This is a genomic window from Nocardia sp. NPDC041819, assembly GCF_055590505.1.
On record NZ_JBVJAP010000024.1, the window covers coordinates 24224 to 49507 of the forward strand.

18 protein-coding genes are annotated in these 25284 nt (G+C 66.9%); 7 read left to right on the top strand and 11 right to left on the bottom strand.

What is annotated here, in order from left to right; all coding sequences use genetic code 11:
* Positions 1 to 185 precede the first annotated feature (185 nt).
* The 3 genes from ACZ6DL_RS35520 to ACZ6DL_RS35530 all read left to right on the top strand — a co-directional run bounded on the left by ACZ6DL_RS35520 (position 186) and on the right by ACZ6DL_RS35530 (position 2989).
* Positions 186 to 1088, top strand: coding sequence for a LysR family transcriptional regulator (locus ACZ6DL_RS35520; protein WP_466057829.1), 903 nt, complete (start codon positions 186 to 188; stop codon positions 1086 to 1088).
* Positions 1089 to 1113: 25 nt separating this feature from the next.
* On the top strand, positions 1114 to 1410 hold the full coding sequence (locus ACZ6DL_RS35525; protein WP_466057831.1) for a hypothetical protein: 297 nt from the start codon (positions 1114 to 1116) through the stop codon (positions 1408 to 1410).
* A gap of 493 nt (positions 1411 to 1903) precedes the next feature.
* The gene (locus ACZ6DL_RS35530) at positions 1904 to 2989 is read left to right on the top strand and encodes a fatty acid desaturase family protein (RefSeq protein WP_466057833.1); all 1086 of its coding nucleotides are present in this window, start codon (positions 1904 to 1906) and stop codon (positions 2987 to 2989) included.
* 122 nt (positions 2990 to 3111) lie between these two features.
* Here ACZ6DL_RS35530 and ACZ6DL_RS35535 read toward each other — a convergent pair whose 3' ends face one another.
* On the bottom strand, positions 3112 to 4335 hold the full coding sequence (locus tag ACZ6DL_RS35535; RefSeq protein ID WP_466057835.1) for an FAD-dependent monooxygenase: 1224 nt from the start codon (positions 4333 to 4335) through the stop codon (positions 3112 to 3114).
* Between the two features lie 338 nt (positions 4336 to 4673).
* Here ACZ6DL_RS35535 and ACZ6DL_RS35540 point away from each other — a divergent pair, with 338 nt between their 5' ends.
* A complete protein-coding gene (locus tag ACZ6DL_RS35540; RefSeq protein ID WP_466057837.1) occupies positions 4674 to 5171 on the top strand; it encodes a hypothetical protein in 498 nt (165 codons plus the stop codon).
* 31 nt (positions 5172 to 5202) lie between these two features.
* Entirely contained in the window at positions 5203 to 5877 is a 675-nt protein-coding gene (locus ACZ6DL_RS35545) for an RNA polymerase sigma factor (RefSeq protein ID WP_466057838.1), read from the top strand.
* 3 nt (positions 5878 to 5880) lie between these two features.
* Here ACZ6DL_RS35545 and ACZ6DL_RS35550 read toward each other — a convergent pair whose 3' ends face one another.
* The 3 genes from ACZ6DL_RS35550 to ACZ6DL_RS35560 form a co-directional block, all read right to left on the bottom strand.
* Positions 5881 to 10095, bottom strand: coding sequence for an nSTAND1 domain-containing NTPase (locus tag ACZ6DL_RS35550; RefSeq protein ID WP_466057886.1), 4215 nt, complete (start codon positions 10093 to 10095; stop codon positions 5881 to 5883).
* 401 nt (positions 10096 to 10496) lie between these two features.
* Entirely contained in the window at positions 10497 to 11561 is a 1065-nt protein-coding gene (locus ACZ6DL_RS35555) for a D-alanyl-D-alanine carboxypeptidase family protein (RefSeq protein ID WP_466057839.1), read from the bottom strand.
* 249 nt (positions 11562 to 11810) lie between these two features.
* On the bottom strand, positions 11811 to 15179 hold the full coding sequence (locus ACZ6DL_RS35560) for a WXG100-like domain-containing protein (protein WP_466057841.1): 3369 nt from the start codon (positions 15177 to 15179) through the stop codon (positions 11811 to 11813).
* A 332-nt stretch (positions 15180 to 15511) separates the two neighbouring features.
* Between ACZ6DL_RS35560 and ACZ6DL_RS35565 the strand changes: the two genes are divergently transcribed.
* Complete coding sequence (locus ACZ6DL_RS35565; protein ID WP_466057843.1) at positions 15512 to 17233, top strand: WXG100 family type VII secretion target; 1722 nt, start codon at positions 15512 to 15514, stop codon at positions 17231 to 17233.
* An 86-nt stretch (positions 17234 to 17319) separates the two neighbouring features.
* Positions 17320 to 17961, top strand: coding sequence for a hypothetical protein (locus tag ACZ6DL_RS35570; protein WP_466057845.1), 642 nt, complete (start codon positions 17320 to 17322; stop codon positions 17959 to 17961).
* A gap of 120 nt (positions 17962 to 18081) precedes the next feature.
* Here ACZ6DL_RS35570 and tuf read toward each other — a convergent pair whose 3' ends face one another.
* The 7 genes from tuf to hppD all read right to left on the bottom strand — a co-directional run bounded on the left by tuf (position 18082) and on the right by hppD (position 25155).
* Positions 18082 to 19272 (bottom strand): elongation factor Tu, encoded by a 1191-nt coding sequence (gene tuf / locus ACZ6DL_RS35575; protein ID WP_043698828.1) that lies wholly within the window; start codon positions 19270 to 19272, stop codon positions 18082 to 18084.
* 99 nt (positions 19273 to 19371) lie between these two features.
* The gene (fusA, locus tag ACZ6DL_RS35580) at positions 19372 to 21474 is read right to left on the bottom strand and encodes an elongation factor G (protein ID WP_393241538.1); all 2103 of its coding nucleotides are present in this window, start codon (positions 21472 to 21474) and stop codon (positions 19372 to 19374) included.
* A gap of 137 nt (positions 21475 to 21611) precedes the next feature.
* Complete coding sequence (gene rpsG / locus ACZ6DL_RS35585; RefSeq protein ID WP_014353063.1) at positions 21612 to 22082, bottom strand: 30S ribosomal protein S7; 471 nt, start codon at positions 22080 to 22082, stop codon at positions 21612 to 21614.
* A 1-nt stretch (position 22083) separates the two neighbouring features.
* Positions 22084 to 22458, bottom strand: a complete 375-nt coding sequence (gene rpsL, locus ACZ6DL_RS35590; RefSeq protein ID WP_039801925.1) for a 30S ribosomal protein S12 — start codon at positions 22456 to 22458, stop codon at positions 22084 to 22086.
* A gap of 341 nt (positions 22459 to 22799) precedes the next feature.
* Positions 22800 to 23357 carry a DUF3558 domain-containing protein gene (locus ACZ6DL_RS35595; protein WP_062975512.1) on the bottom strand — a complete coding sequence of 186 codons (558 nt, stop codon included), beginning with the start codon at positions 23355 to 23357 and terminating at the stop codon, positions 22800 to 22802.
* A gap of 10 nt (positions 23358 to 23367) precedes the next feature.
* The gene (locus tag ACZ6DL_RS35600) at positions 23368 to 23895 is read right to left on the bottom strand and encodes a DUF3558 domain-containing protein (protein ID WP_466057849.1); all 528 of its coding nucleotides are present in this window, start codon (positions 23893 to 23895) and stop codon (positions 23368 to 23370) included.
* A 57-nt stretch (positions 23896 to 23952) separates the two neighbouring features.
* Complete coding sequence (hppD, locus tag ACZ6DL_RS35605; protein WP_466057851.1) at positions 23953 to 25155, bottom strand: 4-hydroxyphenylpyruvate dioxygenase; 1203 nt, start codon at positions 25153 to 25155, stop codon at positions 23953 to 23955.
* Positions 25156 to 25284 lie beyond the last annotated feature (129 nt).

Genomic DNA, 25284 nt, shown 5'->3' on the forward strand with positions numbered 1-25284 from the left:
AAACCTCCTGTGTTCGGCCGGACACGTCCGGCTTCGAATCGACACTCGGATCGATCGATCCCGGCGACGGGTACTGCGGTCAGTTGAATCGTCATATGCGCAGGTTATGGCTTGATGCGCGGTCGAGGGAAAGACCGGTACGCGATAGACTCAGAACCGATCGTTATCAATCGGCAGGGAGGCACGTGACGCCGGATACGGTGAGCCTGCGGTACTTCCTGGTGCTGGCGCAGGAGTTGAACTTCACTCGCGCGGCCACACGGATCGGGATCGCACAGCCCGCACTCAGTGCCCGGATGCGCCGATTGGAGGCGGAACTCGGTACGGCCCTGCTGGTCCGCGACACCCGTAACGTCGTGTTGACCACGGCCGGTGCGGCTTTGGCGGAGTCCGCGCCGCCCGCGCTGGCGGCGCTGGACCGGGCATGGGACATCGCCCGCAACGCGGCGGCTGGTGAACTGGGCACGCTGCGCATCGGATACAGCCTCAGCGCGGGGGCCGAGACGGCACCGGCCCTGGTGGACAGGCTCATTCGCAGCAGCCCGGGACTCGAGGTCGGCGCGGTCCCGATGGCGACACCGGAGATCTCGCCCGCGGTCGCCGACGGCCGCATCGATGCGGGGATCACCCGCGGTGAACAGCCGGGTCGTGGCGTGCGCCGGTTCCTGCTGCGGCGTCAGCGCGTCGGGGTCCAGCTGGCGCAGCACCATCCGCTGGCCGGACACCCGGAGATCGAGATCGCCGACGCGGCCGCGTATCCGCTGCGACTCCCCGACCGTACGGCCAACCCCGCGATCCACGATCAGCTGTCCGCACTGTTCCGAGACACCCGACCATCCCCCCGATTCCGCACGCCCGCAGTCTCTTTCGACATGTCTCAGCGCGACCTACGCGACGGGCTCACCCTCGCCCCGGCCGGAGAAGCCGCGGTCACGACACAACCGGTCGGCCTCACCTGGCGACCGCTGCGGGGCGCGCCCTGCCTGACGCTCCACCTGGTCCTCCCGCGCGAGCAGTCACCAGTACACCGCCGCATCCATGCCGTCGCCAAAACCCTGGCGCAGGAGCTGCACTGGCTGCCGGACTGACGCGCAAGAGGTCAAGCGGAATCAGATGGCTTTAGACATCGTCGTGCAGGATATCAACCATGCCGTGATACACCGCTTCGGTGACGATGCGGACGAAACGCTGTTCAAACTGTGCGCCGTGCAGCCCGTCACCAGTCTGGTACGAGGTATCTACCGATACGGCGACACCATGTTCAACCGGTACCAGCTCGGCTTGATCCTTGACCAGATCGAGGGGATCGAGGTACGGACCGATGCCGAGCGGCAGGCTGTCGACCTGCTGAGGCGGGCGGCGTCGATCGCGCTTCGTGCCAACGGATATCTCCTGTTCGTCGGCGACTGACGGGTACGACCGGTCAGATCTCGGGCGAGCATGCAGCGTACGAATCCGATTCAGCGGGCAGCGATCGCTCGCCCTGGCCGTCCGCCCGGGCGGGTCGATCGGCCGAGCACCGTTGGGCCCTCACAGGCCAGGGATGTGTGCCGGTACCGCACGGTCGCACGATCTGTGCGCGGCCGCGGGGTAAGGAGGCGAATGTCGAAAGAGTGCGGCGGGAAACAGATTCGGCCGCCGGAGAACGCGCAGAATCCGCGCAGGCAGTTGATTGCCGAGGCGATGGCGGCGTTCGCCGATAACCGGCCAGCCGCCTGGGTTCGCGGTAGACCTCGAATATCACACCGCAGTCCGATTCCATCTCATACCAGAGGGTTACGGGTAACGAGAATCCTGCCGATAGCTTCGAGGTATCGAAATCGGCGCCCCCACTCCGAGACGACCGGTCGACATCGTCGACGCACGGGGGTGGCGTCTGGCGACTCAACTCTCAGGAAGATCTATGACGACATCTGCCTTGGTCCCCGAGTCATCTCCACGGTCACCGCGGCGCGGCGCCGACGGTGACTACGCCCGTCTGTTGCGCCGGATCTCCGAGGCGGGGCTGATGAACCGGCGTCCCGTCTACTACGCCGTCCGGCTCAGCCTCGTCGGGGTCGCGTTCGCGGCAGGCTGGGCGGCGTTCGTCCTCATCGGCGATTCGTGGTGGACGCTGCTGGTCGCGGGGTTCATGGCCGTGACGTTCGCTCAAATCGCCCTCGTCATGCACGATGTCGCGCACCGCCAAGTCTTCCGGCTACGGCGGCCGACGGAGCTCGTCGGACGACTCGTCGGCAACGCCGGCATCGGCCTGGGCTACGGCTGGTGGCAGGACAAGCACACCCGGCATCACGCCAACCCGAACCACGAGGAACTCGACCCCGATGTCGCGCCCGACCTCCTGGTCTGGTCGCAACAGCAAGCACGGTCCAGCCGCGGTCTGCCTCGTCTCATCGGGAGGGCGCAGGCGTTCCTCTTCTTCCCGTTCCTGCTGCTGGAGGGCCTGAACCTCCATGTGGCGGGTGTACGTGCGCTCAAAAATCGATCGATCAAACAGCGTGGATTGGAGGGCGCACTGCTGTTCGTCCACTTCGCCACCTACCTGGCCGCGCTGTTCGCGGTTTTGCCCGCCGACAAGGCCTTCGCGTTCCTCGCTGTCCACCAGGGCCTCTTCGGCCTGTACATGGGCTGCATCTTCGCCCCGAACCACAAGGGCATGCCGACCTTGACCGGCGACGACCGCCCCGACTACCTCCGCCGCCAGGTGCTGACCTCCCGCAACGTGCGAGGTGGCGCGTTGACCGACCTCGCCCTCGGCGGGCTCAACTATCAGATCGAGCACCATTTGTTCCCGAGCATGCCGACGCCGAACCTGCGTCACGCGCAGGTGATCGTGCGCGACTACTGCACCGAAATCGGGGTGCCCTACCACGAAACCGGGCTGATCTCCTCTTACCGCGAGGCGCTGCGACACCTGCACCACGTCGGCGCTCCACTGCGCACTCCCGATCGACACCCGGATACCGAAGTGCCACAAGGCAATCCTTGAACAAAAGCTGGGCAACAGGTGCTGAGCCGACCAGTGCAGATCCGCGCGGTATGCGGCATGACCGGACGTCGTTCGGCGGTGGCCTACCGCAGCGTCGCCCCTCTCGATACGTCAGGTGACGACTACGGCTCGGCCGACGAGGTGATCGGCGGTCCGGCCGGGGCCCCGGAGTCCGGCACTCCCGCGTAGTCGGGCAGCTCGACGCCGTTGAGTGCGCGTTCGATCAGCTCGGTGAACCATTCGCCGGAGAAATCGGGGCTCGGCTCGGCGTCCTGCCCGGGGACGGCGAGGCTACGCGCGTGCAACCGGCCGATCTCCTGGTTGGCCTCGACGAACGAGCGCATCCGCCGCTCGTATCCGGCGAACCCGGCCTCCGGGTCCCACCCGGCGGCGGCCAGCTCTCCGGCCAGCAGGTAGGCGCCGACCAGGGCCAGCCCGGTGCCCTGCCCGGACATCGGCGACGAGCTGAACGCCGCGTCCCCGAGCAGCCCGACCCGTCCGCTCGACCAGCGGTCCATCACCACCTGGGCGACCTGGTCGAGGTAGAAGTCCGGGGTGTCGTCGAGGTGCGCGAGGATGCGCGGGGTCAGCCAACCCATCCCGGCCATCCGCTCGCGCAGCAGGTGCTTCTGGGCCGCGACGTCGCGGTAGTCGACGTCGAAGTCCCCCGAGGGGAAGGAGAACATGGCCATCGCCCGGGTGGCGTCCTGGATGGGCCGCAGTCCGGCCGAGCGACCGGACTCCTGGTAGTCGATCAGCCAGCGGTCCAGCCCGAACTCGTTGGGCACGCTGTAGAAGGCCAGCACGAGACCGAGGTGGCGGACGAATCGCTCGCGCGGCCCGAAGACCATCGCGCGCAGCGCCGAGTGCAACCCGTCCGCCCCGACCACCAGGTCGAAGCGCCGCCGGACGCCGCCCGCGAAGACCACGTCGACCCCGTCGGCGTCCTGGGTGAGCTCGGCGATCCGGTCGCCGAAGATGTACTCGACACCGTCGCGGGTGTCGTCGTAGAGCACCCGGGACAGGTCACCGCGCAGGATCTCGATCTCCGCGATGTACCCGTCGCCGCCGTCGTCGGCTGCGCGGAAGGTTTCCAGCACGTTCCCGTCCACGTCCACGGTGTGCGCTCCGGCGGTTTCGGTGCGGGCCGCGCGCACCGCCGCGTCCAGCCCCATCCGCCGGATGACCTCCTTGGTCACCCCGCGCGCATCCACCGCCTGCCCACCGGGCCGCAGCTCGGGGGCCCGCTCCACCACGGTCACCTCGGCCCCCCGCCGGCGCAGCCAGTGGGCCAGCGCGGGCCCCGCGATGCTCGCCCCCGCCACCAACACCCTGGCACCGCTCACCGCGCCACCTGCTCACCCGTCCGGATCATTTGCCGCTGTGCAGGGTCGTCGACGCTCATCATTGCCTCCGTGTGTTTCTGCCCGCGCTCGACGGTCCCGGCGCAGGCTCACCGCTGTCGGTGTATCCAGAGGTATCGACGGAGGATCCGCACGGAATTCATCGGTGCGGCCGAGATCGCGTCCACGCTCCTGCGAACACCCTCAACTCGGCCTGAGGGAGTCTGATCATCGTGGTGCCACACGGCCGACGCAAGCAACTTCGGGTCCGGACCCAACGTTTCGTGACCCACGGCGGTTGATCCCTACGAACACCCGGTTCGATAGGGAAGGAATCCGCCATGATGCAGAGCCCCACCGCCGCTGACGACTTTGCCCATTCACACCCGACGCCGCCGCCCAGCGGCGGGACCGCCATCACGGCCGGGGTGCTCGCCTGCCTCGGCGGTACGCACCGGCTGCTGAGCGTTCTTGTGCTCATCGCCGGGATAGTGATGCTGAGCGACCTCGACTCGGAGGGCGAGACCAATGCGCCGCGGTTGCTTTTCGCGGTCTCGATCCCGGTCTTCTTACTCGCCGGTTCGCTGTTGCTCGCCGGCGGCATCCAGATGTTTCGCAAGCGTGCCTCGGCCCGTCGGCTGATCGTCATCGGCTGTGCGGTCGACATCGCCTACTGCGTCATCGAGGCAATGGTCGTGCTTGCCGTTGCCGGAGCCTCCGATGAGTACGGTGTGATCGGCAGCCCGCTGTTCGCCTTGCTCGTAACCGTGTTCCCGATCGCCACGATCACCCTGACCTCGGCGACATCGACCACGCGATGGCTCGAGTATCGGGCATAGGATACCGAGAGACGACAGGGGGCCAGACCACATGAACGCGCCACTCGATCCCGCCCAGGCCCGTGATATTTCCTTTGCCGCCCTGCTGCGTGTGGTGTTGCACGAATGTGCGCAGGCTCCACTCACGCTGCTCACCGCCGATACCGAACCGGCCGTCATCCGGATCGCACGCGGTGGTGAGCAGCGGGAGCAGGCATTCGCCGAAATGCTGGTGGAGGCATACGAGTCGGCGAGCGAGATGCTGCTGGCCCGCATCACCAAATCGACGCGCAGCCGCGCCGATGCCGACGATATAGTGCAGACCGCGTTCATGCGGGTGTACGCGCGCTGGCCGGACCACATCACCGACGTCGAAGGGCTGCGGAAGTACCTGTGGACCACGGCGGAAAACCTGGCGAAGGATGCCATGGTCCGGACCGCGAAGGATCGGGAACGGCTGGATTCCGATGGGCACGAACGCCTCTCGACTCTCGCCGACCAGGCCGGGCTGCCGTTCGACGACATGATCGCCCTGCGGGACATGCTGATCCGGCTCTTGGACGCACTGCCGCCGCGGGAACGCCAGGCGGTCATCATCTACACCTACGAGGGAAACACCTATAAAGAGACCGCTCGGGTCATGGGCGTGGCGGAGGGCACCGTCAAGGGATACGTCCACGACGGGCTGTCGCGGGTCCGAAAGCGCCTCGAAGAGCAGGTCGCTTGATCGTCAGATCCCGCGGCAGGGTGGGGTGTCGTCAGCGCCCACCGGTAGCTCCTCCCGTTCGGCCCGGGTGTACTCGCGGTCACTGATCGCGCAGAGCCGTCCCAGTACGTCATCGCGGTCGAGATTGATCGAGTACCGTCCGACACCTCCGCTGCCGGAGTACCTGCCGGGATTCAGCGCGTACAGGGCATCTCCGGAGAGATCCCCGTACCGCTGGTCCGAGATCTTCACATCGAAGAGCTTCGCGCTGCGATCGAAGTCCCAGATCTCCAGTGTCCCGAGGTGATCGACCACCAGCAGACCATCGTCGGTCATGCCGACCCCATTGCCCGACGGAAATGGTTGTGCAGAAGGAGATTCCACACCGCTGTCGAAGTTCTCCACGGTGCCTTCCCCGGACGCGTACCTGATGTATATCTGTGGAGCGACAGGGCTGACGAAGGCATCCTGCCTCTTGCCGCGATCGATCGGCTTGACGGGTACCGAACGGAGTACTCGTCCGTCATCAAGGGCGCGGACGGTATCGCCGTCGATGTTCTCGGTGAAGTACTGGTCGTTGTGCGTCGGGACGAGGGCCGCCTGCGCGCCGGCCCGTACCATCCACACCAGTTCGTCGATGTCGCGCCAAGTCCGCACGGTGTGGCCGAGCTGTTTCCCATCGCTGATCCGCCACCGGGTGACCGAGCCCGCATGGAAGAAGGCCAACTCGTCGTCGCCGGGCTGCATGATGGATGTCGGTCGCCGCAGTCCAGGTCCGAGTTCGGGCGGGACGGGCAACGAAATACGTTGCTCGACAGCGAGTCCGGGCAGCGAGAAGAGGGTGAAGCCACCCGTCGCACCGGCCACGACGAAGTGCTTCCCGTCGGCAGTGATCCGGTAGGCAGATTCGGGCGGAATCGACCCGGGCACGGCGAGGGTCACCGTGATACGCGCGACTTCCCTTATGGCGGGCGATATTTCGACGACGCGCACCGTCGCGTTCGCATCTTCTGGGCCGCATGCGATTTCCACAACGAACGAGCCGTCGGGACTCCACTGGACAATCCGCTGTTCGGTGGCCGGTCCGGCGAACACGTGCATATCCGAGATCGCCACGGCAGGCGCGAAGCGGAGCAGGCCGCTCGGCGTGAACTGTGCCAGCCGCGGGCCGTCGTCGGCGGGGACGACCAGTACCGTGGCCGACATATCCCGAGGGCTGGCTGTTTGGACGACGAAGGCCCGGCCGGTTCGCAGGTCGATGAGGTGAGTCTGGCCGAGCGTATCGCCGGCGAGGATGCTCGTCGACCACGCGTACCGTCCACTGCTATCGACGGCCCACTTGCAGTCCTCTGTCGTCGAGCCCGAGCCGCGCGGCGCCCGCAGACGTTCGGCGCCCGTCAGCGCGTCCGAGACGACCAGCTGGTCGTCGGAACATCCGGCGATCAGACCGGTCGAGGTGATCTTACCGGCCGGCAATTCCCGAATCTGCTGTCCAGTCCTGGCGTCGCGCACGACGTTGCGCGTGGTCCCGATTTTCGACTCGCGCATCGCGATCATGGTGCCGGTCGGGTCGACGTAGTCCGGAAACTGGGCGAAATCTCCCAGTGGAGGCGGGGACGAAGCCAGCACGGGACCGCCACTCGCCATGTCGTACACCTCCAGCAGGTCGGTGTGCTGGGCCTGCTGCGGCTCCGCCCGCTGGACCTGCGCTCGGTTGAGTCGCACCGCGAGCCAGCGCCCGGTCTGATCCCAGCCGGTCGACACGCCATTGGGCAGCAGCGGTGCGGGCTCCGGCGGACGGACCACCGCGGGACCGGTGCGGTTTCGGACATCCCAGACGGCGACCGCACCATCGTCGGTCACCACGGCGAGCGCGGCGCCGTTCCGGCTCAGGTTCAGCGAGGCGACCTTCCCGGCGGTCGGTGGAAGTCGCCACGGCATCGGCTCATCGCCGAGCAGACCGGCCCAGACTGTGACGTCGCGGCCCTCGGCGACCGCGACCTCGGACCCGTCGCCACTTGCCGCCCCGAATGTCGCATCGCGCCACAGGTCGGTTCGGTAATCCGTGACGGACGACAACCGCACCTGCTGATACAGCAGTGCCGTCCGCACCGTCTCGTCGTCCGGCGCATACCGCGCCGCGGCCTGCGCGAATTGCAGCGCCTTGTCCAGGTCGGAGTCGGCCACCCGCATGGATTCCGCCGCGAGGCTGCGCCCCGCCTGCAACCGCAACTGCGCCGCGCGAGCCGCACTGCTCCGGTAGGCGAGCACCGCCATCGACGTGGCCACGACCACCAGAACGGTGAGCGCCGCGGCCACCAGCCGCAGGCGCCGCACCTCCCGCCCGCGCAGCCGGCGGCTGGCCGCGATGAACTCCTGATGTGCCTGCGGCACGTCGGCTCTCCGAGCCTCGAGCTGGTCCTTCGCGGTCTCGAGAGCGGTACCGCGCAGCAACGCGTCGTGCTCTCGGCCGCGCCGTTCCCAGTTGTCCAGGTCCTGCGCGAGGTGTTGCTGCCAGGCGCGGAAGTCGCGGTCGGACTGCAGCAGGTCGTGCAGCCGTTCCCAGTTGTCGATGAGCGCTTGGTGTGCGAGCTCGACGGTATCCGCGCCGCTCCTGTCGCGGCCGACGACCACCAGGCGGTCGAGCGCCAGCCGCCCGGCCACTCCGCGGAGTTCGGGGTACTCCCGCATGGGCAGCACCGCTCGGAGGAATCCGGCGCCGCTCGAGGCCGGCACCGCGAGCAGCTTCAGGAGCCGTTCCGCGTCGGCCCGCTCGGCGGGATCGGTGAACTGCGCCATGACCCGCTCGGCCCGCCGGGCGATGGAAACCTCCACGCTGCCGACGTTCTCGAAATCAGCGAGGGTGATCCGGCCCCCGGTATGCCGGACCCACAGATCCGACAGCACCGACGCCAGCAACGGCAATCCGCCGGGCTGGTCGAAAACACCGTCGATCAGCCGCTGCACCACCGCCTCGTCCAGCGTCACTCCGGCTCGCGCGGCGGGACGGCTGATCACGTCGCGCAGTTGGGCACGGCCCAGCGGAGCGACCGCAACCGTGATGCTGCTGAGGAATTCGGCGAGCTCGGCGTCGAGTAGGTCGTCCAGCGCGTCCCAGCGCAACGTCAGCACGATCGCCAGGCGTCCCTCGGTGTCGGCGCGAGCGAGCTCGAGCAACGCCTGCAATAGCGCGCGGGCCTGCCGCGGGGAGGCCACAGCCAGATCTTCGAACTGGTCGACGAACAACACCGTGCCGTGCGGCGGAAGCTGTCGCAGCAGTGCGGCCGCGTCAACGGCGTCGGGCGCGGGCGCGGCCTGCTCGATCAACCAGGTCGACAGTGGCTCGTCCGCGGCGTTTCCGGAGCCGATGGCGCGCACACCGGATTCCGTGGTGGCGTCGCCGCTGAGCCGGAATGCGGCGACCTGCCACCCCTGCTGCCGCAATCGCGGTATCACCCCGGCTCGGATCAACGAGGACTTCCCGGTACCGGAACGTCCGACCACCGCGGCGAAACCACTCTGCCGCAGCGTCTCCCGCACCCGGGCGATATCGTCGTCCCGCCCGTAGAAGAACTCCGCGTGCTCCTCGTCGAACGGCGCCATACCGCGATACGGACTAGACAGCAGCGCCGGATTCAGCCGCAGCACCTCATCGATGGGAAGCATGAACGCGGTACGGGTGTAGCGGCGGCGGTCGGCGGCGACCGCCATTCCGGTCACGGCGTGCGCCTCGGTGTCCCAAACGGCGGCGCCGCTGAACCCCTCGGTGATGGGCTGTCCACCGGTCGCTGCCTGCAACTGCACCCAGCCCTGGCTCTGCGGGGCTCGAAACTCGCCGGACACCCAGACACCGCCGGGCATCTCGGCCGGAAATCCGAACATCCGGAACTCTCCACCCCAGGGCTGGCCCGCAGGCCAGAACGGCAGCGGCGCAATGGCGTCCGGTGCGGACTCGAGCAGCTCCAGGATGGCGATATCGCCGCGGCCGTCTTCGCGGATGGGAGACCAGTGCCGGATCCGTGCGAGCATCGCAACCGCGGCGTCCGACGACGAAAAGTTCACGGCCACGAGCTCTTCAGGCACCTCGCCGTCCGTCGCTTCCCGATTCAGCGCGGCCGATACGACGTGCGCGCAGGTCGCAATCAGAGTGGGTCGCACCAGAAATCCCGCGCCGACCACGTCGCCGGTGGGCGTTAGAATCCGCACTGAGGCCCCGCCGAGCCGACAGGTCTCCGCCATCCCTTGCACGCGTCGAAGCCTCCCGGGGAAGTTCGGCAAGCGTAGCAAAACCGCCGATAATGTGAAGGAATCGTCGCCGAGTACGGGCAGTCGAATGCCGGGCCGGGCAGGGCACTGTGGTCGACGGCCAGGCTCGGTCGTCGATGGTGAGCCAGGGTTCGGTGGCTGCTGAGGTGGGGACTGTGCCGGTGAATTCGCGGATGTCGCGGTGGAGGTGGGATTGGTCGGCGTAGCCGGCGTCGGCTGCTACTCGGGAGGGAGGGTGTCCTCGAACGAGGCGGCTCATCGACCTCGGCGTGCCGGCTGTAGCGAGCCCGGGACGGGCAACGGCCACAGTCGTCCGGTGGTCGGAGATCGTCTGGTGCACAACGAAAATCCGCAGGAGGCCCGCGCACTCGTCGCTATCCGATCGGCAGCGCGCTCAGTATCGGGCCGTAGGCCCAGTTCAACATGCGCGCGGCGTCGTCCTTCGCGGCGACGTCGCTGTCGGGTGAGCTGTGCAGGACCACACCGATCAGCGGTATCCCTGCCCTGACCGTCTCGAACAGCAGGCAGGTTCCCGCAGCGTCGGTCCATCCGGTCTTGATGCCGATGGTGCCGGGATAGTCGCGCAGCAGCCGGTTCGTGGTCTGCCACGAGTGAGCACGGTTGCCCGGCCCGGCGGGGAGGTGATAGCTCTGCGCCCCGGCGATCTCACGGAACACCGGCAGGCTCATCGCGCGCAGACCGAGGGCCACCAGGTCTGCCGGTGTGGAGTAGGTGGAGTGGTCGGTGGGGGCGGGCAGCCCGCTGGGGTCGGTGAAATATGTTCCCGCCAGCCCCATGTGACGCGCGGTGTGGTTCATTTCGGCGATGAAGCCGTCTTGACCGGGACCGTAGGCCTCGGCAAGGGCATAGGCGGCGTCACAGCCGGAGGGCAACATCATCGCGTAGAGGAGCTGTCGCGCGGTGAGCACCTCGCCGGGGACCAGGCCCGCGTCGCTTCCGTCGTACTCGGTGCAGTAGGCGATGACTTCTCGCGGCACGGTGATCGCCCGGTCGAGGTCGCCTGCGTTGATCACGACCAGTGCCGTCATCACCTTCGTGATGCTGGCTATCGGAACCGAGATGTTCGGCTGTCGCGACCACAGCACCGTGCCGGTGATTCCGTCCGCCAGCGCTGCTCCCGACGCCCGCACCGCGTCCAGCTCAGACGTCGGCCACGGCAACTGGATATGGGCGTCGCTCACAGCGGGGGCGGCCACGATGCCTTGGCCGACTACCACGACCAGCACCCCGGCAACGACAGCCTGCAACAATCTGGCAAATGTCCGCATCGCCACATTCTGCCGCTTGAAACCCTCAACCAGCCGGATTTCCCCGACCGATTCACATATCCGGAGGTTCAGCATCCAAATGGCTAATCTAGATGAGAACGCAACGGCGCGGCCACCCTCGCGGATCGCGAAGCGCAAACCCTTGCCCATGACGACGCGACTTGCCGACGTTTCGCGTGCCCCGCCGAGGGCGCGACTACTCCTGACCGGGAGTCGTTATGTCTCGTCCAACTTCCGTAACGCGGTCATCGGTGTCTCGCGGCGCCGGCGACTGATCGCCGGAATCCGGCTCATCGAGCGGAACTCGTGCACTCGGAGGTTGCTCCTTCGATCCAATTGGATCGTTCTCGCTTCCGCTGACAGCGCTGTCGTCCTAAGCCGGGTTTTGCGTATCGGACGTCATGGGCCCGACTGCTCCGGCGCCTGTCCGGCAGCGTCGGATTGCGAGACCGTGGCGGCCTCTCCGCTCCAGCTACCATGTACCGCGTCGAGTGCCGCAGCATTGAAATCCGGTCCCGCTTCGTCCAATTCGAACCAGAGGACTGTCCCGCCGTCTGGGCTTTCCCCCATGCCGTATCGGTGGGCGAATACCCAGAGTCGATGCTCGAGGAGCGCTCGCGCCATCACCGGTATTCCGGTCCTGGCTCCGGGGGGCTGTTCCGAAGTGGGGGGTGTTGAGACCTCGACTCGTAGAACCCGCGCTCCGGACTCACCCACTTTCGTAGCGAGGAAATCACCGCCTCCCGATGTGAGGTAGACCTGCGCACCGAGCATGGCATTCCCCAGATGCAAGGCGGAGATGGCGTGGTCACGATTGCCCCAGTCGCTCATCACCGCGCGCAGGTCGCCAGCCGCTCGCGCGAGGACGGCCTCAGCATCGTCCGTTGCGACCTCCCTGTAATGCACACGCTCGACCGCTTCCGGTTCCGGGCCGGCCGCCGACCGGGGCGCGGCGAGGCCCTCTGGCGGCGGAAGACGTGAGCCACCCACCTCTGTCTCGAATGCGCCTTCACCTTGGCGTAAATGGAGGATGGCGTCCGCTTCCCAGTGCGGAGGGCGGCCATGGGCGTCGCTATGTGAGGGAAGGTCGGCCATGAAGGTCTCGTCGGCCGCGTGCAGCCGTTCCACGACGGAGAGCGGGTCGTTCCCACCCCACACGCCAACGGACTTGGTCGTCAAGCCCGCATCCGTCAGCCGGGCCGCCAGTGGATGCCCATATGCGCCGGTCGTCATCGCCCACTCCGCAGGATCCCGCGTGATGTGGAGGCGTCCCACCAGGACGACCATCTTGGCGTCCGGATCCGGCGCCATCACTTCGGTGATGTTTTTGGCCATGGCGGATTCTCGGACATCGCGCAGCGCCGAGCCGTGTGGCGAGGCGGGATGCGCGACATCGAAGGGAACGATCTTGATCCCTTCCGCGGCCATCGCTTCCACTACCTCTCGATAGGTCTCCCAGCCAGGTCCGAACCGCACCTCGGTGAGGTTCGGACGCAGACCGGCATTTATCGCGTCGATGGCGGGATGGGGTGGCGCCTCGATGCCATAGTGCGTTACGCCGGCTGCGCGTAACGCTGCCGCCTGCTCCTGGAGGAAGTGCCGTGCGGCGACGTTGGAATGGTCCTCGCCGAGCAGCAGGATTCGGTTGTCTCGTATCAGCTCACCCCAATCGACGGGCCGTCTATACTTCAGAGCCTCTACCAGTCCCCGATCACCCGCCTCGAGAACGTCGGCGCTGTCCGACAGGTCCTCGGGCCGGTTCCAGGATTCGTCGGAAACGATCTCGGCGTCGTCGACTGACCGACCCCATCCGTCGCCGACCGGTTCCCCGTCGAGTGGTTCGAATCCTTCTTGCTCGGGCGAACGATAGGGTGTGCCGGGTTCGCCCTGATCGTTGACATTCCCGTCACGCTGCGGGATCCAAGCGGGCCGGTCGGCGGGCGGCCGCACGGAGATTCCGGGACCTTCCGGGCCGTTGTCCGGCGCTCGTCGAGCGTGGGGGCCCGAGGCCGGAGGTTCGCCACCGGGTGCCGGCGCAGCCACGTGAGGCGGGATGACACGACGGAGGTCACCGCCACCCGCGGCATGCTCCTCCAACGCGGTCATCCGCTGGAGCATGCCGTCGTACCAGTCCCGGCGGCCCGCCGCGTGGAAGACCGGGCTCAGCTCTTCGACACGCTGCCGGATCTCCTGCAACTCCGGGCGAGTGAGAGCGTGGTCTTTCCACAAGATCTCGTCAGCGTCCCCGTAACGCAGGAAGTTCTCCGCGAAGGGCCCCACGACATACTGCGCGTCGGCGAAGGTCTCGAATGCGCGGCTGTGGTCTATTCCCCACACGTTCTCGGCCGGATCGACCATCCAGTTGTCGCCATTCCGATCGGGTATGCGTATCAGCACGTCCATGACGCCCTGGCGCATTCCCGCAGGACCGCTGAGGACCTCCTGCGGGAACATCCTTCGCGGATACGTCTCCGCCGCCACCGTGCCGGGCACGACCTCCATGTAGACGTGGTCGCCGATGACATGCACCGCGGGCACCCGTGCGCCCACCGCGTCGCCGACCAACGAGCTCAGGAATTCCGCGTGTGCGTGTTGCGGATCGGAGACCACCTTGTGGATCACCTCGGTGCCGTCGTGGAAGACGAGCCGCTCCACCACTTTCGCCGACTTGCCCTCGGCGCTGAAGCGCTCGATCGCCTCCACCCTCGGTGGTTCACCCGAGCTCAACAGCTCATTGACGCGTGACGCGAATTCCCAGTGGCGCAGACCGAGTCGAGGTGTGTCGCTTTCGGAACGCACCGCGTTGCGGCCCGCGGTGTGGACTCGGATCGCACTACCCGCCGCGCCGACGAACCCGCTGCCGAAGCCGGTGATCGCGGATTCGCGAACCATCTTGAAAAGATCACCGAGGCTGTGGATCTCGTCCAAGTGGATCAACACCGAGGGCACCGCACCGGCCAGACCACCCGCGAGACCGCCCGCGCCGCCGAGCAACATCGTGCCGCCCAAGTGCGCGGCGAGCCGGCCGGAGGGACTGACCGCTCCGCCGCGCGTCCAGCCGAGCACACGCGGCGCGAGCCTGCGGCCGACCTCCGCACCCGCCACCCCGCCGACCACACCACCGAGAAGCATTTCCAAGAAGGCGCCCACGTCGAACTTGTCGCGCACCCCGTCCTTCAGGTCCCACAGCTGCGCGCCACCACTGATCGCGGCACTGGTCAGAAGGCCGATCTTCGCCGCGTGGACTGCGGTGTGCAGCGCTACCCGTTCCGCTGCGCCCGCGACCGCCCGCTCGCCCACCTCCGCGGCCAGTCGCGCTGCCACGGCGGCCATCGCCTGCTCGGCCTCGATCCGATCGATCAGCGCCTTCGCGCCACCGCCTTGGAAGAACAGCAGCGCGTCGTAGGCCAATTGAGCCGCCAGCGCGATTCCCATCGCGATCAACAGATGTTGCGTCTGCACAGCCGAATCGGCGACGTCGTGGCACTGCTTGCCCAGGCTCTGACACACCGCCGCCTGATCACGCATGGATTTCACGACCACACGGTGGCGTTCGGTCAGCGCCGTCGACGTGGCGCCCTCAACGGCCTGCTCGGTGCCCGCCGCCTCGGTCTCGTATCGGTCTGCCGAGTTGTTCAATTCACCGGACGCCACCAGGTACGCGTCACCGTTACGACGCATTCCATCGACGTCGGTCTCCGGCCAGTGGCCGAGAACCAATTCCCGCACAGCCGAGGGCACCTCGGCCAGCAAACCGCTCGAATCCATCGCAGCTTGCCTCCCGGCACCCTCACAGTCGCCGCGAGACTATCTAGACATACCGGACTGCGCTAACTATTCCCAGCATTGGCGATATGCTCGACCAGGGGAGATACCAGCCGACAGGCATCGCGACGCGGTGACGAATTGTTGAGAATGCAACTACTGCATGAGGCAGCGATTCGAACCCTTATTTCCGAACCCAGCATTTCGCCAGACAATACTTTTCGGGACCCGGGGAGGTGGCCGCGATCCAACGCTCCGTGCGGCAGCGGCCTCACCGTGGGCGAGAATGCGACCGCGGCGGCGCGACAATGGATCGCAGTGCGTAGGGAGAAGGTGTGGGCGAGAAGTTTTCGGTCGACCCGGATAAGTTGCGCGATCACGCACCGCGGTTCGACCAGATCGGGGCGGATGTGGCGGCTACCGTGCGGAAGCTGCGCACTGCCCTGGCGGGGGAAGGCGAACCCTGGGGCAAAGACGATGCCGGCCACGCGTTCGCCGAATCCTACGTTCCGGAATACCAACGGACGATGACCGACTTGAACAGCCTCGTCGAGGCGCTCCAACAGGCCGGCACCGATCTGCGCCACCTCGCGGAGAACTTCGAGAACCAGGACCGGGCCATCGGGCAGCGTATCCACAACGCCGCCAATGGAATCGGGAACGATCCGGCCGCGCTTCCAGTGCGCGTCGGCGCCGGCCCCATCCATCGACTCGACCCCGGCACTGCGGACGTACCCACCGCCGCCGTGCAGCCGTTCGCGGGATCTCCCGCGCCCACTGCGGCCGTCACGGCGCCGGTGCCGAGACAACCGGCTTCCGCCGCCGGCTCACCGGCCGATCGGGCACCGCTCTCGTCTGCGCCGCCCGCTCGAACCCCGGGCACACCCGGCCACGAGCCCGCCTCCGGTCAGCGGCCGGGCCGGGCCGAGGGGAATCCGAACGGCGCCGACCATCGCGGCACCGAGCAGCCGGGCTTGCCCGGCCCGAGCGTGAACCCGGCTCATCGGGCGGATGCCGCGCTCACCCGGCCCGCACCGGACAATCGGCCGTCGTCGCCGTGGACCAGGGCCAACGCCGAAACGAGGCAAGCCGCTGCCTCGCAGGCCGCTGCCTCGCAGGCCGCCGCCACGCCATCCGCCGCGAAGCAATCCGGCACGCCGGGGTCGAGCACGCCGTGGTCCAACACCGCAGGTCGACCGCCGAAAGTGTCCGCCCCGGACGCGGGCACACCCGGTTCTCCGCCGCGCACGCCCGCCCGACCCACCGCACGACCGGACCAGAAAGACGAGAAACGGGACCGGAAGGTGAACGCCTCCGCCGAGTCGGTCGCGGCCCGTCTGGCCAGAGAACTGGCCGAGCGCCACGGCGTGCGAGCCTTCGGCTTCGACACTCCGGGTGTAGCGGTAGAGGTACTCACCGAGATCGTCGCCGCAGTGGACGACGTACTGCCGCGATACCCGCAGATAGCCCTGCGCGCCATTGGAATCGAGGAACTGACCGACGGCGAAACGGCTCTGCTGGAATGGGATTCGGTCACCGCGCCGGACGCAGTGCGCGACTCCGATGGCGCTCCCGATCAGCACCTTCCGGGGGCAGCCGAAACGCTGCACACCGCACGTATCGTGCTGGCGCTGCGTGCTGCCACCGATCCCCAGCGATTGCAGCAAACCGTCACCACGGCCGACAACGCGGGACTGCTCGCGCCGGGATGCGCACGGCGACCGGTGTACTCGTCGATCGTGCGAGAACTCGGCAGAGCGCTCGACGGGGCAGGCCGCATCCGTGCTCGCGACGCCGCGCGGCGTGCGCTGCTCACGGCGTATCTGGCGCAACTGAACCCGGAGGACAAGAGCTCGCTGAATCGCACGGTGTCCGGCTTCCGGGAATGGCGGTCGCAGTTGAGCGGCCACAGCTTCGACCGCGGGCGGTTTCAGCCCGCCGCCGCGCTCGCCGAGGCATTCACCGACGTCGTCCTCAACGCCACACAGGCCGCACCGCCCGCGCAGGTGCTGCACCACCTGCTGGTCACCACCGCGAACTCCCCCGCACCCCGTTGATCACTGCGGTTGTGAAAATGCCGGGCGCGCGACGCCCCCGACCTCGAAGGCGAATTCGACTGCAGCGCAGAGATACTGTGAGCAGCATGCGATGGATGGTTGCGGTGGGATTGGTGCTGCTGCTGGGTGGCTGCGCGCACACGACGACGGGAAGGCCGCATCCGGTAGCGGGGGCCTCGCAGTCGGGTGCGCCGGAGAAGGCCGGGGACCTGCGAGAGCGGATCGCCTGGGTTCGGCAAGGTACACCGGTTGATCTCACCGGCTTTCACTCGGCTCGGATCGACGGCGGTCCGGTGACCGACCTGCGGGACGACATCGCGTTCGTCAGCCCGACCCGCAAGATCAGTTGCATCACCGGGACCGCGCTGGAAATGGACGGATTCGACTGCATGGTCAGCCTGACCGACCCGGTCCCCGCGCCGGGTGCGGGCTACGGCCAGTGGTTCGGCGGGTATGTGTCCTACTCCGGTCAGCGATTGACCGTGGGCCAGTTCCGTGGTGATCCAGGACTTTTCATCAACGGCGAGGGCGCGACGTTGCCGTACGACAGCACCGTCACCTTCGGCGAATACCTCTGCCGCCTCGCGACGACCGGCCTCACCTGCGTGAACCCCACTACGGGCAGTGGCGTCCAACTGAGCAGTGAAGGCGTCGTTCCGCTCGGCTGCCTGCGCGAACTACCGGATGCGGAGCGCGAATCGGCTGTCGGCCGCGCTTACGCCTGCTGAGCTGTAGCACCCCAGATCCCCCGCATCGGCGCTCGGCGCATCTGCACAGCCGTTCACCCCCCGAAAACGCGAACGGCGCCGCCCCTTTCGGAGCGGCGCCGTTCCCAGCGATTCAGTGAATCACTTGATGATCTTCGTGACGCGACCGGCGCCGACGGTGCGGCCACCCTCGCGGATCGCGAAGCGCAGACCCTCGTCCATGGCGACCGGCTGGATCAGCTTGACGAGCATCTCGGTGTTGTCACCGGGCATGACCATCTCGGTGCCCTCGGGCAGGGTCACAACGCCCGTCACGTCAGTCGTACGGAAGTAGAACTGCGGACGGTAGTTGTTGAAGAACGGGGTGTGGCGGCCACCCTCGTCCTTCGACAGGATGTACGCCTGGCCCTCGAACTCGGTGTGCGGGGTGGTGGTGCCCGGCTTCACGACGACCTGGCCGCGCTCCACGTCCTCACGCTTGATACCACGAACCAGCAGGCCGACGTTGTCGCCCGCCTGGCCCTGGTCGAGCAGCTTGCGGAACATCTCGATACCGGTGACCGTGGTCTTGGTCTTGTCCGGACGGATGCCGACGATCTCGACTTCCTCGTTCACGTTGATCACGCCACGCTCGACGCGACCGGTGACGACGGTGCCACGACCGGTGATCGTGAACACGTCCTCGACCGGCATCAGGAACGGCTTGTCGGTCTCACGAACCGGGTCCGGGATGGACTCGTCCACCGCGGCCATCAGCTCCAGCACCGACTCCGACCACTTCGGGTCGCCCTCGAGCGCCTTCAGACCGGAGACCCGCACGACCGGCGCGTCCTCGTCGAACTCCTGCGAGGCCAGCAGCTCGCGGACCTCCATCTCGACGAGCTCGAGGATCTCCTCGTCGTCGACCATGTCGGCCTTGTTCAGCGCGACCAGGATGTAGGGCACGCCGACCTGACGGGCGAGCAGCACGTGCTCACGGGTCTGCGGCATCGGGCCGTCGGTGGCGGCGACCACGAGGATGGCACCGTCCATCTGCGCCGCACCGGTGATCATGTTCTTGATGTAGTCGGCGTGACCCGGCGCGTCGACGTGCGCGTAGTGGCGCTTCTCCGTCTGGTACTCGACGTGGGAGATGTTGATCGTGATACCACGAGCCTTCTCCTCCGGCGCCTTGTCGATCTGATCGAACGCGAAGCTCTCGTTCAGATCCGGGTACTTGTCAGCCAGCACCTTGGTGATCGCTGCGGTCAGCGTGGTCTTGCCGTGGTCGACGTGACCGATGGTGCCGATGTTGACGTGCGGCTTCGTCCGCTCGAACTTCGCCTTCGCCACTGTTTGTCCTCCTGGACTTGTTGGTGCGTGCAGTTGCAGCAGTGCGGGGTCATCCCCGCGGACACGGGGAAAGGGGTATTACAAACGCCCGGGAGCCATTTACTCGCCGGTCGCCTTGGCGATGATCTCCTTCGACACGTTGGCCGGAACCTCCGCGTACGAGTCGAACACCATGGAGTAGTTCGCCCGGCCCTGGGTCTTCGACCGCAGGTCACCGATGTAACCGAACATCTCCGAGAGCGGAACCAGCGCCTTGACGACACGGGCACCACTGCGTTCCTCCATGGCCTGGATCTGACCACGGCGGGAGTTCAGGTCGCCGATCACATCGCCCATGTAGTCCTCGGGCGTGGTGACCTCGACCGCCATCAGCGGCTCGAGGATCACCGGACCGGCCTTGCGAGCCGCTTCCTTGAGCGCCTGCGCACCTGCGATCTTGAACGCCATTTCCGACGAGTCGACGTCGTGGTAGGCACCGTCGAGCAGCGTGACCTTCATGTTCACCAGCGGGTAGCCGGCGAGCACACCGTACTGCATGGCGTCCTGGGCGCCCGCGTCCACCGAAGGGATGTATTCCTTCGGCACACGGCCACCGGTGACCTTGTTCTCGAATTCGTAATGCGCGCCGTCTTCGCCGACGAACGGCTCGAGCGCGATGATCACCTTCGCGAACTGGCCGGAACCACCGGTCTGCTTCTTGTGCGTGAACTCGAGCTTCTCGACCTTCTTGGTGATCGTCTCGCGGTAGGCCACCTGCGGCTTACCGACGTTCGCCTCGACCTTGAACTCGCGCCGCATCCGGTCGACCAGGATGTCGAGGTGGAGCTCGCCCATACCGCCGATGACGGTCTGGCCGGTCTCCTGGTCGAGCTTGACCGAGAAGGTCGGGTCCTCTTCGGACAGGCGCTGGATCGCGGTGCCCAGCTTCTCCTGGTCGGACTTGGTCTTCGGCTCGATGGAGACCTCGATGACCGGGTCCGGGAAGGTCATGGACTCGAGCACGATCTGGTTCTGCGGATCGCACAGGGTGTCACCGGTGGTGGTGTCCTTCAGGCCGATGACCGCGTAGATGTGGCCCGCCGAGGCGGCGCCGACCGGGTTCTCCTTGTTGGAGTGCATCTGGAACAGCTTGCCCAGACGCTCCTTCTTGCCCTTGGTCGAGTTGATGACCTGGGCGCCGGAGTCGACCTTGCCGGAGTACACCCGGACGTAGGTCAGCTTGCCGAAGAACGGGTGCACCGCGATCTTGAACGCCAGGGCCGCGAACGGCTCGTCGGCGCTCGGCTTGCGGGTGAGCAGCTCCTCTTCCTTGCCGGGCACGTGGCCGGTGGTGGCCTCCACGTCCAGCGGCGAGGGCAGGTAGTCGATGACCGCGTCCAGCATGGGCTGCACGCCCTTGTTCTTGAACGCGGAGCCGCACAGCACCGGGTAGAGCTCGGAGGTCACCGTCAGCTTGCGGATGGCGCCCTTGATCTCCTCGATGGTCAGCTCTTCGCCGCCGAAGAACTTCTCCAGCAGCGCCTCGTCCGACTCGGCGACGGTCTCGAGCAGCTCCTGGCGGTACTGCTCGGCCTTCTCCTTCAGGTCGTCCGGGATCTCGACGACCTCGTACTGCTCACCGAGCTTGGTCTCGCCGCGCCAGACCTTCGCGTTGTTCTCGACCAGGTCGATGATGCCCTCGAAGGTGTCCTCCGCGCCGATCGGCAGCTGGATGACCAGCGGCTTGGCGCCGAGGCGGTCCTTGATGGTCTGCACGGTGAAGTAGAAGTCCGCACCGAGCTTGTCCATCTTGTTGACGAAGCAGATCCGCGGCACGTCGTACTTGTCCGCCTGACGCCACACCTGCTCGGACTGCGGCTCGACGCCTTCCTTGCCGTCGAACACCGCGACGGCGCCGTCGAGCACGCGCAGCGACCGCTCCACCTCCACGGTGAAGTCGACGTGCCCGGGGGTGTCGATGATGTTGATCTGGTTGTCTTTCCAGAAGCACGTGGTAGCCGCGGAGGTGATGGTGATACCACGCTCCTGCTCCTGCTCCATCCAGTCCATCGTGGCGGCGCCGTCGTGGACCTCACCGATCTTGTAGGTGATGCCGGTGTAGAAGAGGATGCGTTCGGTTGTGGTCGTCTTGCCCGCATCGATGTGGGCCATGATGCCGATGTTGCGGACCTTGTTCAGGTCGGTGAGCACGTCCTGTGCCACGGAAATCTTCCCCGCTCGTAGCTAGTTGGGATTATCGGGGACGACCCTGTGGTCGCCTCTATGTCAACGCCGGACGCGGCCGGTGAGTGCCGCGTTCCGGCTGTGCCTCCCGACCCAGACGGCGGGCCGGGTAGACGTCACCAGCGGTAGTGCGCGAAGGCCCGGTTGGACTCGGCCATCTTGTGGGTGTCCTCGCGACGCTTGACCGAGGCGCCGAGGCCGTTGCTGGCGTCGAGCAGTTCGTTGGCCAGGCGCTCGACCATGGTCTTCTCCCGGCGCGCACGCGAGAAGTTGACCAGCCAGCGCAGGGCCAGGGTGTTGGCGCGGCCCGGACGGACCTCGACCGGAACCTGGTAGGTGGCGCCACCGACGCGGCGGGGCTTCACCTCCAGCGACGGCTTGACGTTGTCCAGCGCGCGCTTGAGGGTGACGACCGGGTCGGTGCCGGTCTTCTCCCGCGCCTGCTCCAGCGCACCGTAGACGATGCGCTCGGCGGTGGACTTCTTACCGTCCAGCAGGATCTTGTTGACCAGCTGAGTAACCAGCGGCGAACCGTAGACCGGGTCGTTGATCAGCGGACGCTTGGGTGCGGGGCCCTTGCGTGGCATATCAGCTCTTCTCCTTCTTGGCGCCGTAACGGCTGCGGGCCTGCTTGCGGTTCTTCACACCCTGAGTGTCGAGCGAGCCGCGGATGATCTTGTAGCGGACACCGGGAAGGTCCTTCACACGACCGCCGCGCACGAGCACCATGGAGTGCTCCTGCAGGTTGTGCCCCTCGCCCGGGATGTAGGCCGTGACCTCGACCGAGCTGGTCAGGCGAACACGCGCGACCTTGCGCAGCGCGGAGTTCGGCTTCTTCGGGGTCGTGGTGTACACGCGGGTGCACACGCCACGACGCTGCGGGCTCCCCTTCAGGGCCGCGGTCTTCGTCTTGGCGACCTTGTCGCGGCGACCCTTGCGGACCAGCTGGTTGATGGTTGGCATAGACCGGCTTTCCTTATTAGTTAACGCGGTGTGTGGACTTCATGTCTGTTTTAAGTTCGCGGCGCTCCCGGGGCCCTTCGCAGAGGCAAGCTTCCGCTTCGGGCCCGTCGTTCACACCGCTGTCATCGAGCTTTCACTCGCACGTCCGGCCACGTTTCTCGCGTCCCGAGGTCGGGCGTGTCGCGCGCGGCGCGGAGCCCTGATTCCGGGCACGCTGGAGTCGTCGGCCGCTTTCGCTGGCCTACGGTCACGCACGAACTTGCCCGCAAGCTTCCGGGCACAGCGATCCACGATACCCGTGGCCGGGACACAGGGTCAAAGCGGGTCGGTTCGAGGATCGTCTACCTGGCCAGGTTCAGGGTCATTTCCATCAGCTTCTTCGCCGCGTCGCACGGATCGGGGTGGCCCGAGCCGGGCCGGTAGTTGATCCACCAGCCGATCACGCCGTTGTCCGGCGCACTCGCCGTCACACCGCAGGAGTCCGGGTCCTTCGGCCTGCGGATCTGCAATGCCAGGGAACTCTGGATAGTGATGTTGGTGGTTTCGTAGCCGAGCTTGCTGTTCGTCTGCTTCTCGTTGCTCAGCGTCCCGTTCTCGTACCAGTTGAGCGTGGCCATCCCGTTACCGCCGGGCGCGCCGATCAGGTCCCACATGCAGACCGCGCCGAAGAACGAGTCGCTCACCTGGACGCTCTCACCGATCGCCTCGCCGATCTGGTCGTGGGAGAGGATCTCGCATTCCCGCAGCAATTTATCCAGCCTGGTGTTGACCGGCTGGCTCGCGCCCACGGGCTGCGCGGTTCCGGAGATCACCTGGCCGCACCCGCCCACGAACAACGCGAGGGCAACCGCGGCGGCAGCGGCAGCGCCGCGCCTGCACAGGTCTCGGCCGACGTTCACTCGTCACCCCTCACTGAATCCGTTGCAGAGTCAGCTCGGCCAGAGCGCGGCTCCGGTCACACGGGTTGCCGGACACCGCGCCGAACGAGCCGATGTTGGTGGACCACTCGAAGAAATCGTCGCCGAGCTGCACCGCCAGATCGCAGATCACGCCAGTGGGATCCAAAGCGGCGAAGCCATCCCGGCCACCCACTTTTATCGGATCGGGCGCGCGGCCGTTGACCGTAACCCAAGCCCGTTCCCGTTCGATGGGGCTTCCCCGGTACGAAGCGAATGTGATACTCGGCGAACCGATTCCGGCCGACTGCCAGTTGCAGCCGACGGCGTTGCGGAACACCCCGGAGATCCGGCCGAGACCACCGAGCGTGCGCACCTCGTCGTCGGTCACGTGACCACACTCCCCGACGAACGGTCCGAGCGCCACCACTTTCGGCGCCGGACGGGACGGACCCGAGTCCTCGGTCTCCTCCCCCGAACCGCAACCCGCCAGTGCGAGCACCAAGGCTGCCGTGATGCCGACTGCCGACTTGATCCGCATGAAAAGAACTCTACCGACGCACTCGCCGAAGATGCTCGACAAGATCGCCCGCCCCGATCACAGATTTCCCCTGGCCTCCTGCTCGCGTTCGATCGCCTGGAACAGGGCTTTGAAATTGCCCTTGCCGAAGCCGAGGGAGCCGTGGCGCTCGATCAGTTCGAAGAAGACCGTGGGGCGGTCGGTGAGCGGCCTGGTGAAGATCTGCAACAGGTAGCCGTCCTCGTCGCGGTCGACCAAGATGCCACGGCGCTGGAGTTCCTCGACGGGGACGCGGACCCGGCCGATGCGGGCGCGTAGTTCCGGGTCCTCGTAATAGGCGGCGGGTGTCTCCAGGAATTCCACGCCCTCCCGGCGCAAGGCGTCCACGCAGGTCAGGATGTCGCCGGTGGCGAGCGCGATGTGCTGGACGCCGGGGCCGCGATAGAACTCCAGATACTCGTCGATCTGCGAGCGCTTCTTGCCGAGGGCCGGCTCGTTGAGGGGGAACTTCACCCGGTGGTTTCCGTTGGCGACGACCTTGCTCATCAGCGCCGAGTACTCGGTGGCGATGTCGTCGCCGACGAATTCGGCCATGTTCGTGAACCCCATGACCCGCCGGTAGAACTCGACCCACTCGTCCATCTGGCCGAGTTCCACGTTGCCCACGACGTGGTCGATCGCCTGGAACAGCCGGGTGGGCGCGCCGTCGCGCCGCTGATAGTGGGAGCGGCGGGCGACATAGCCGGGCAGGTAGGGCCCGTAGTAGCGGGAACGGTCGACCAAGGTATGCCTGGTCTCGCCATAGGTGGCCAGCGCGGCCGAGCGGACCGTGCCGAAGTCGTCGGTGTCGTCGTGCGGTTCGACCAGTACTTTCGCGCCGTGTGCGCGCGCCCACGCGACGCACCGGTCGACGTCGGGCACTTCGAGGGCGATGTCGACCACGCCGTCGCCGTGCCGATCGTGGTGGGCGACCAGCGGACTGTCCGCATGCACCGCTCCGGTGATCACGAAGCGCGCCGCGCCGCTGCGCAGAACGAACGCCTTGTGGTCGCGATTGCCGGTCTCCGGACCCGAATACGCCTCCAACCGCATCCCGAAGGCGGATTCCAGGAAGTGCGCGGTCTGCGTGGCGTTGCCCACCACCCAGACCAGGGCGTCCCACCCGATGACCGGAAACGGGTCACCGCTGTCGTCGTGGTCTACCAACCCCACGAGCGTGCGCAGCTCGCCGTCGCTGGGGACGGCGCCGGACCGGGCGCCCGGCAAGTGCTCGATGGTCATGGACCAAGGAAATCGCCGGGTCGGCCGGATAGGCAACAGCATCTGATCCGGATAGGCAGGGTGGCGAATTCGTCTAGCGAATAGCGCATGGTGCTGGACAATTTGAATAGCATCGATGGGACGGGCAGC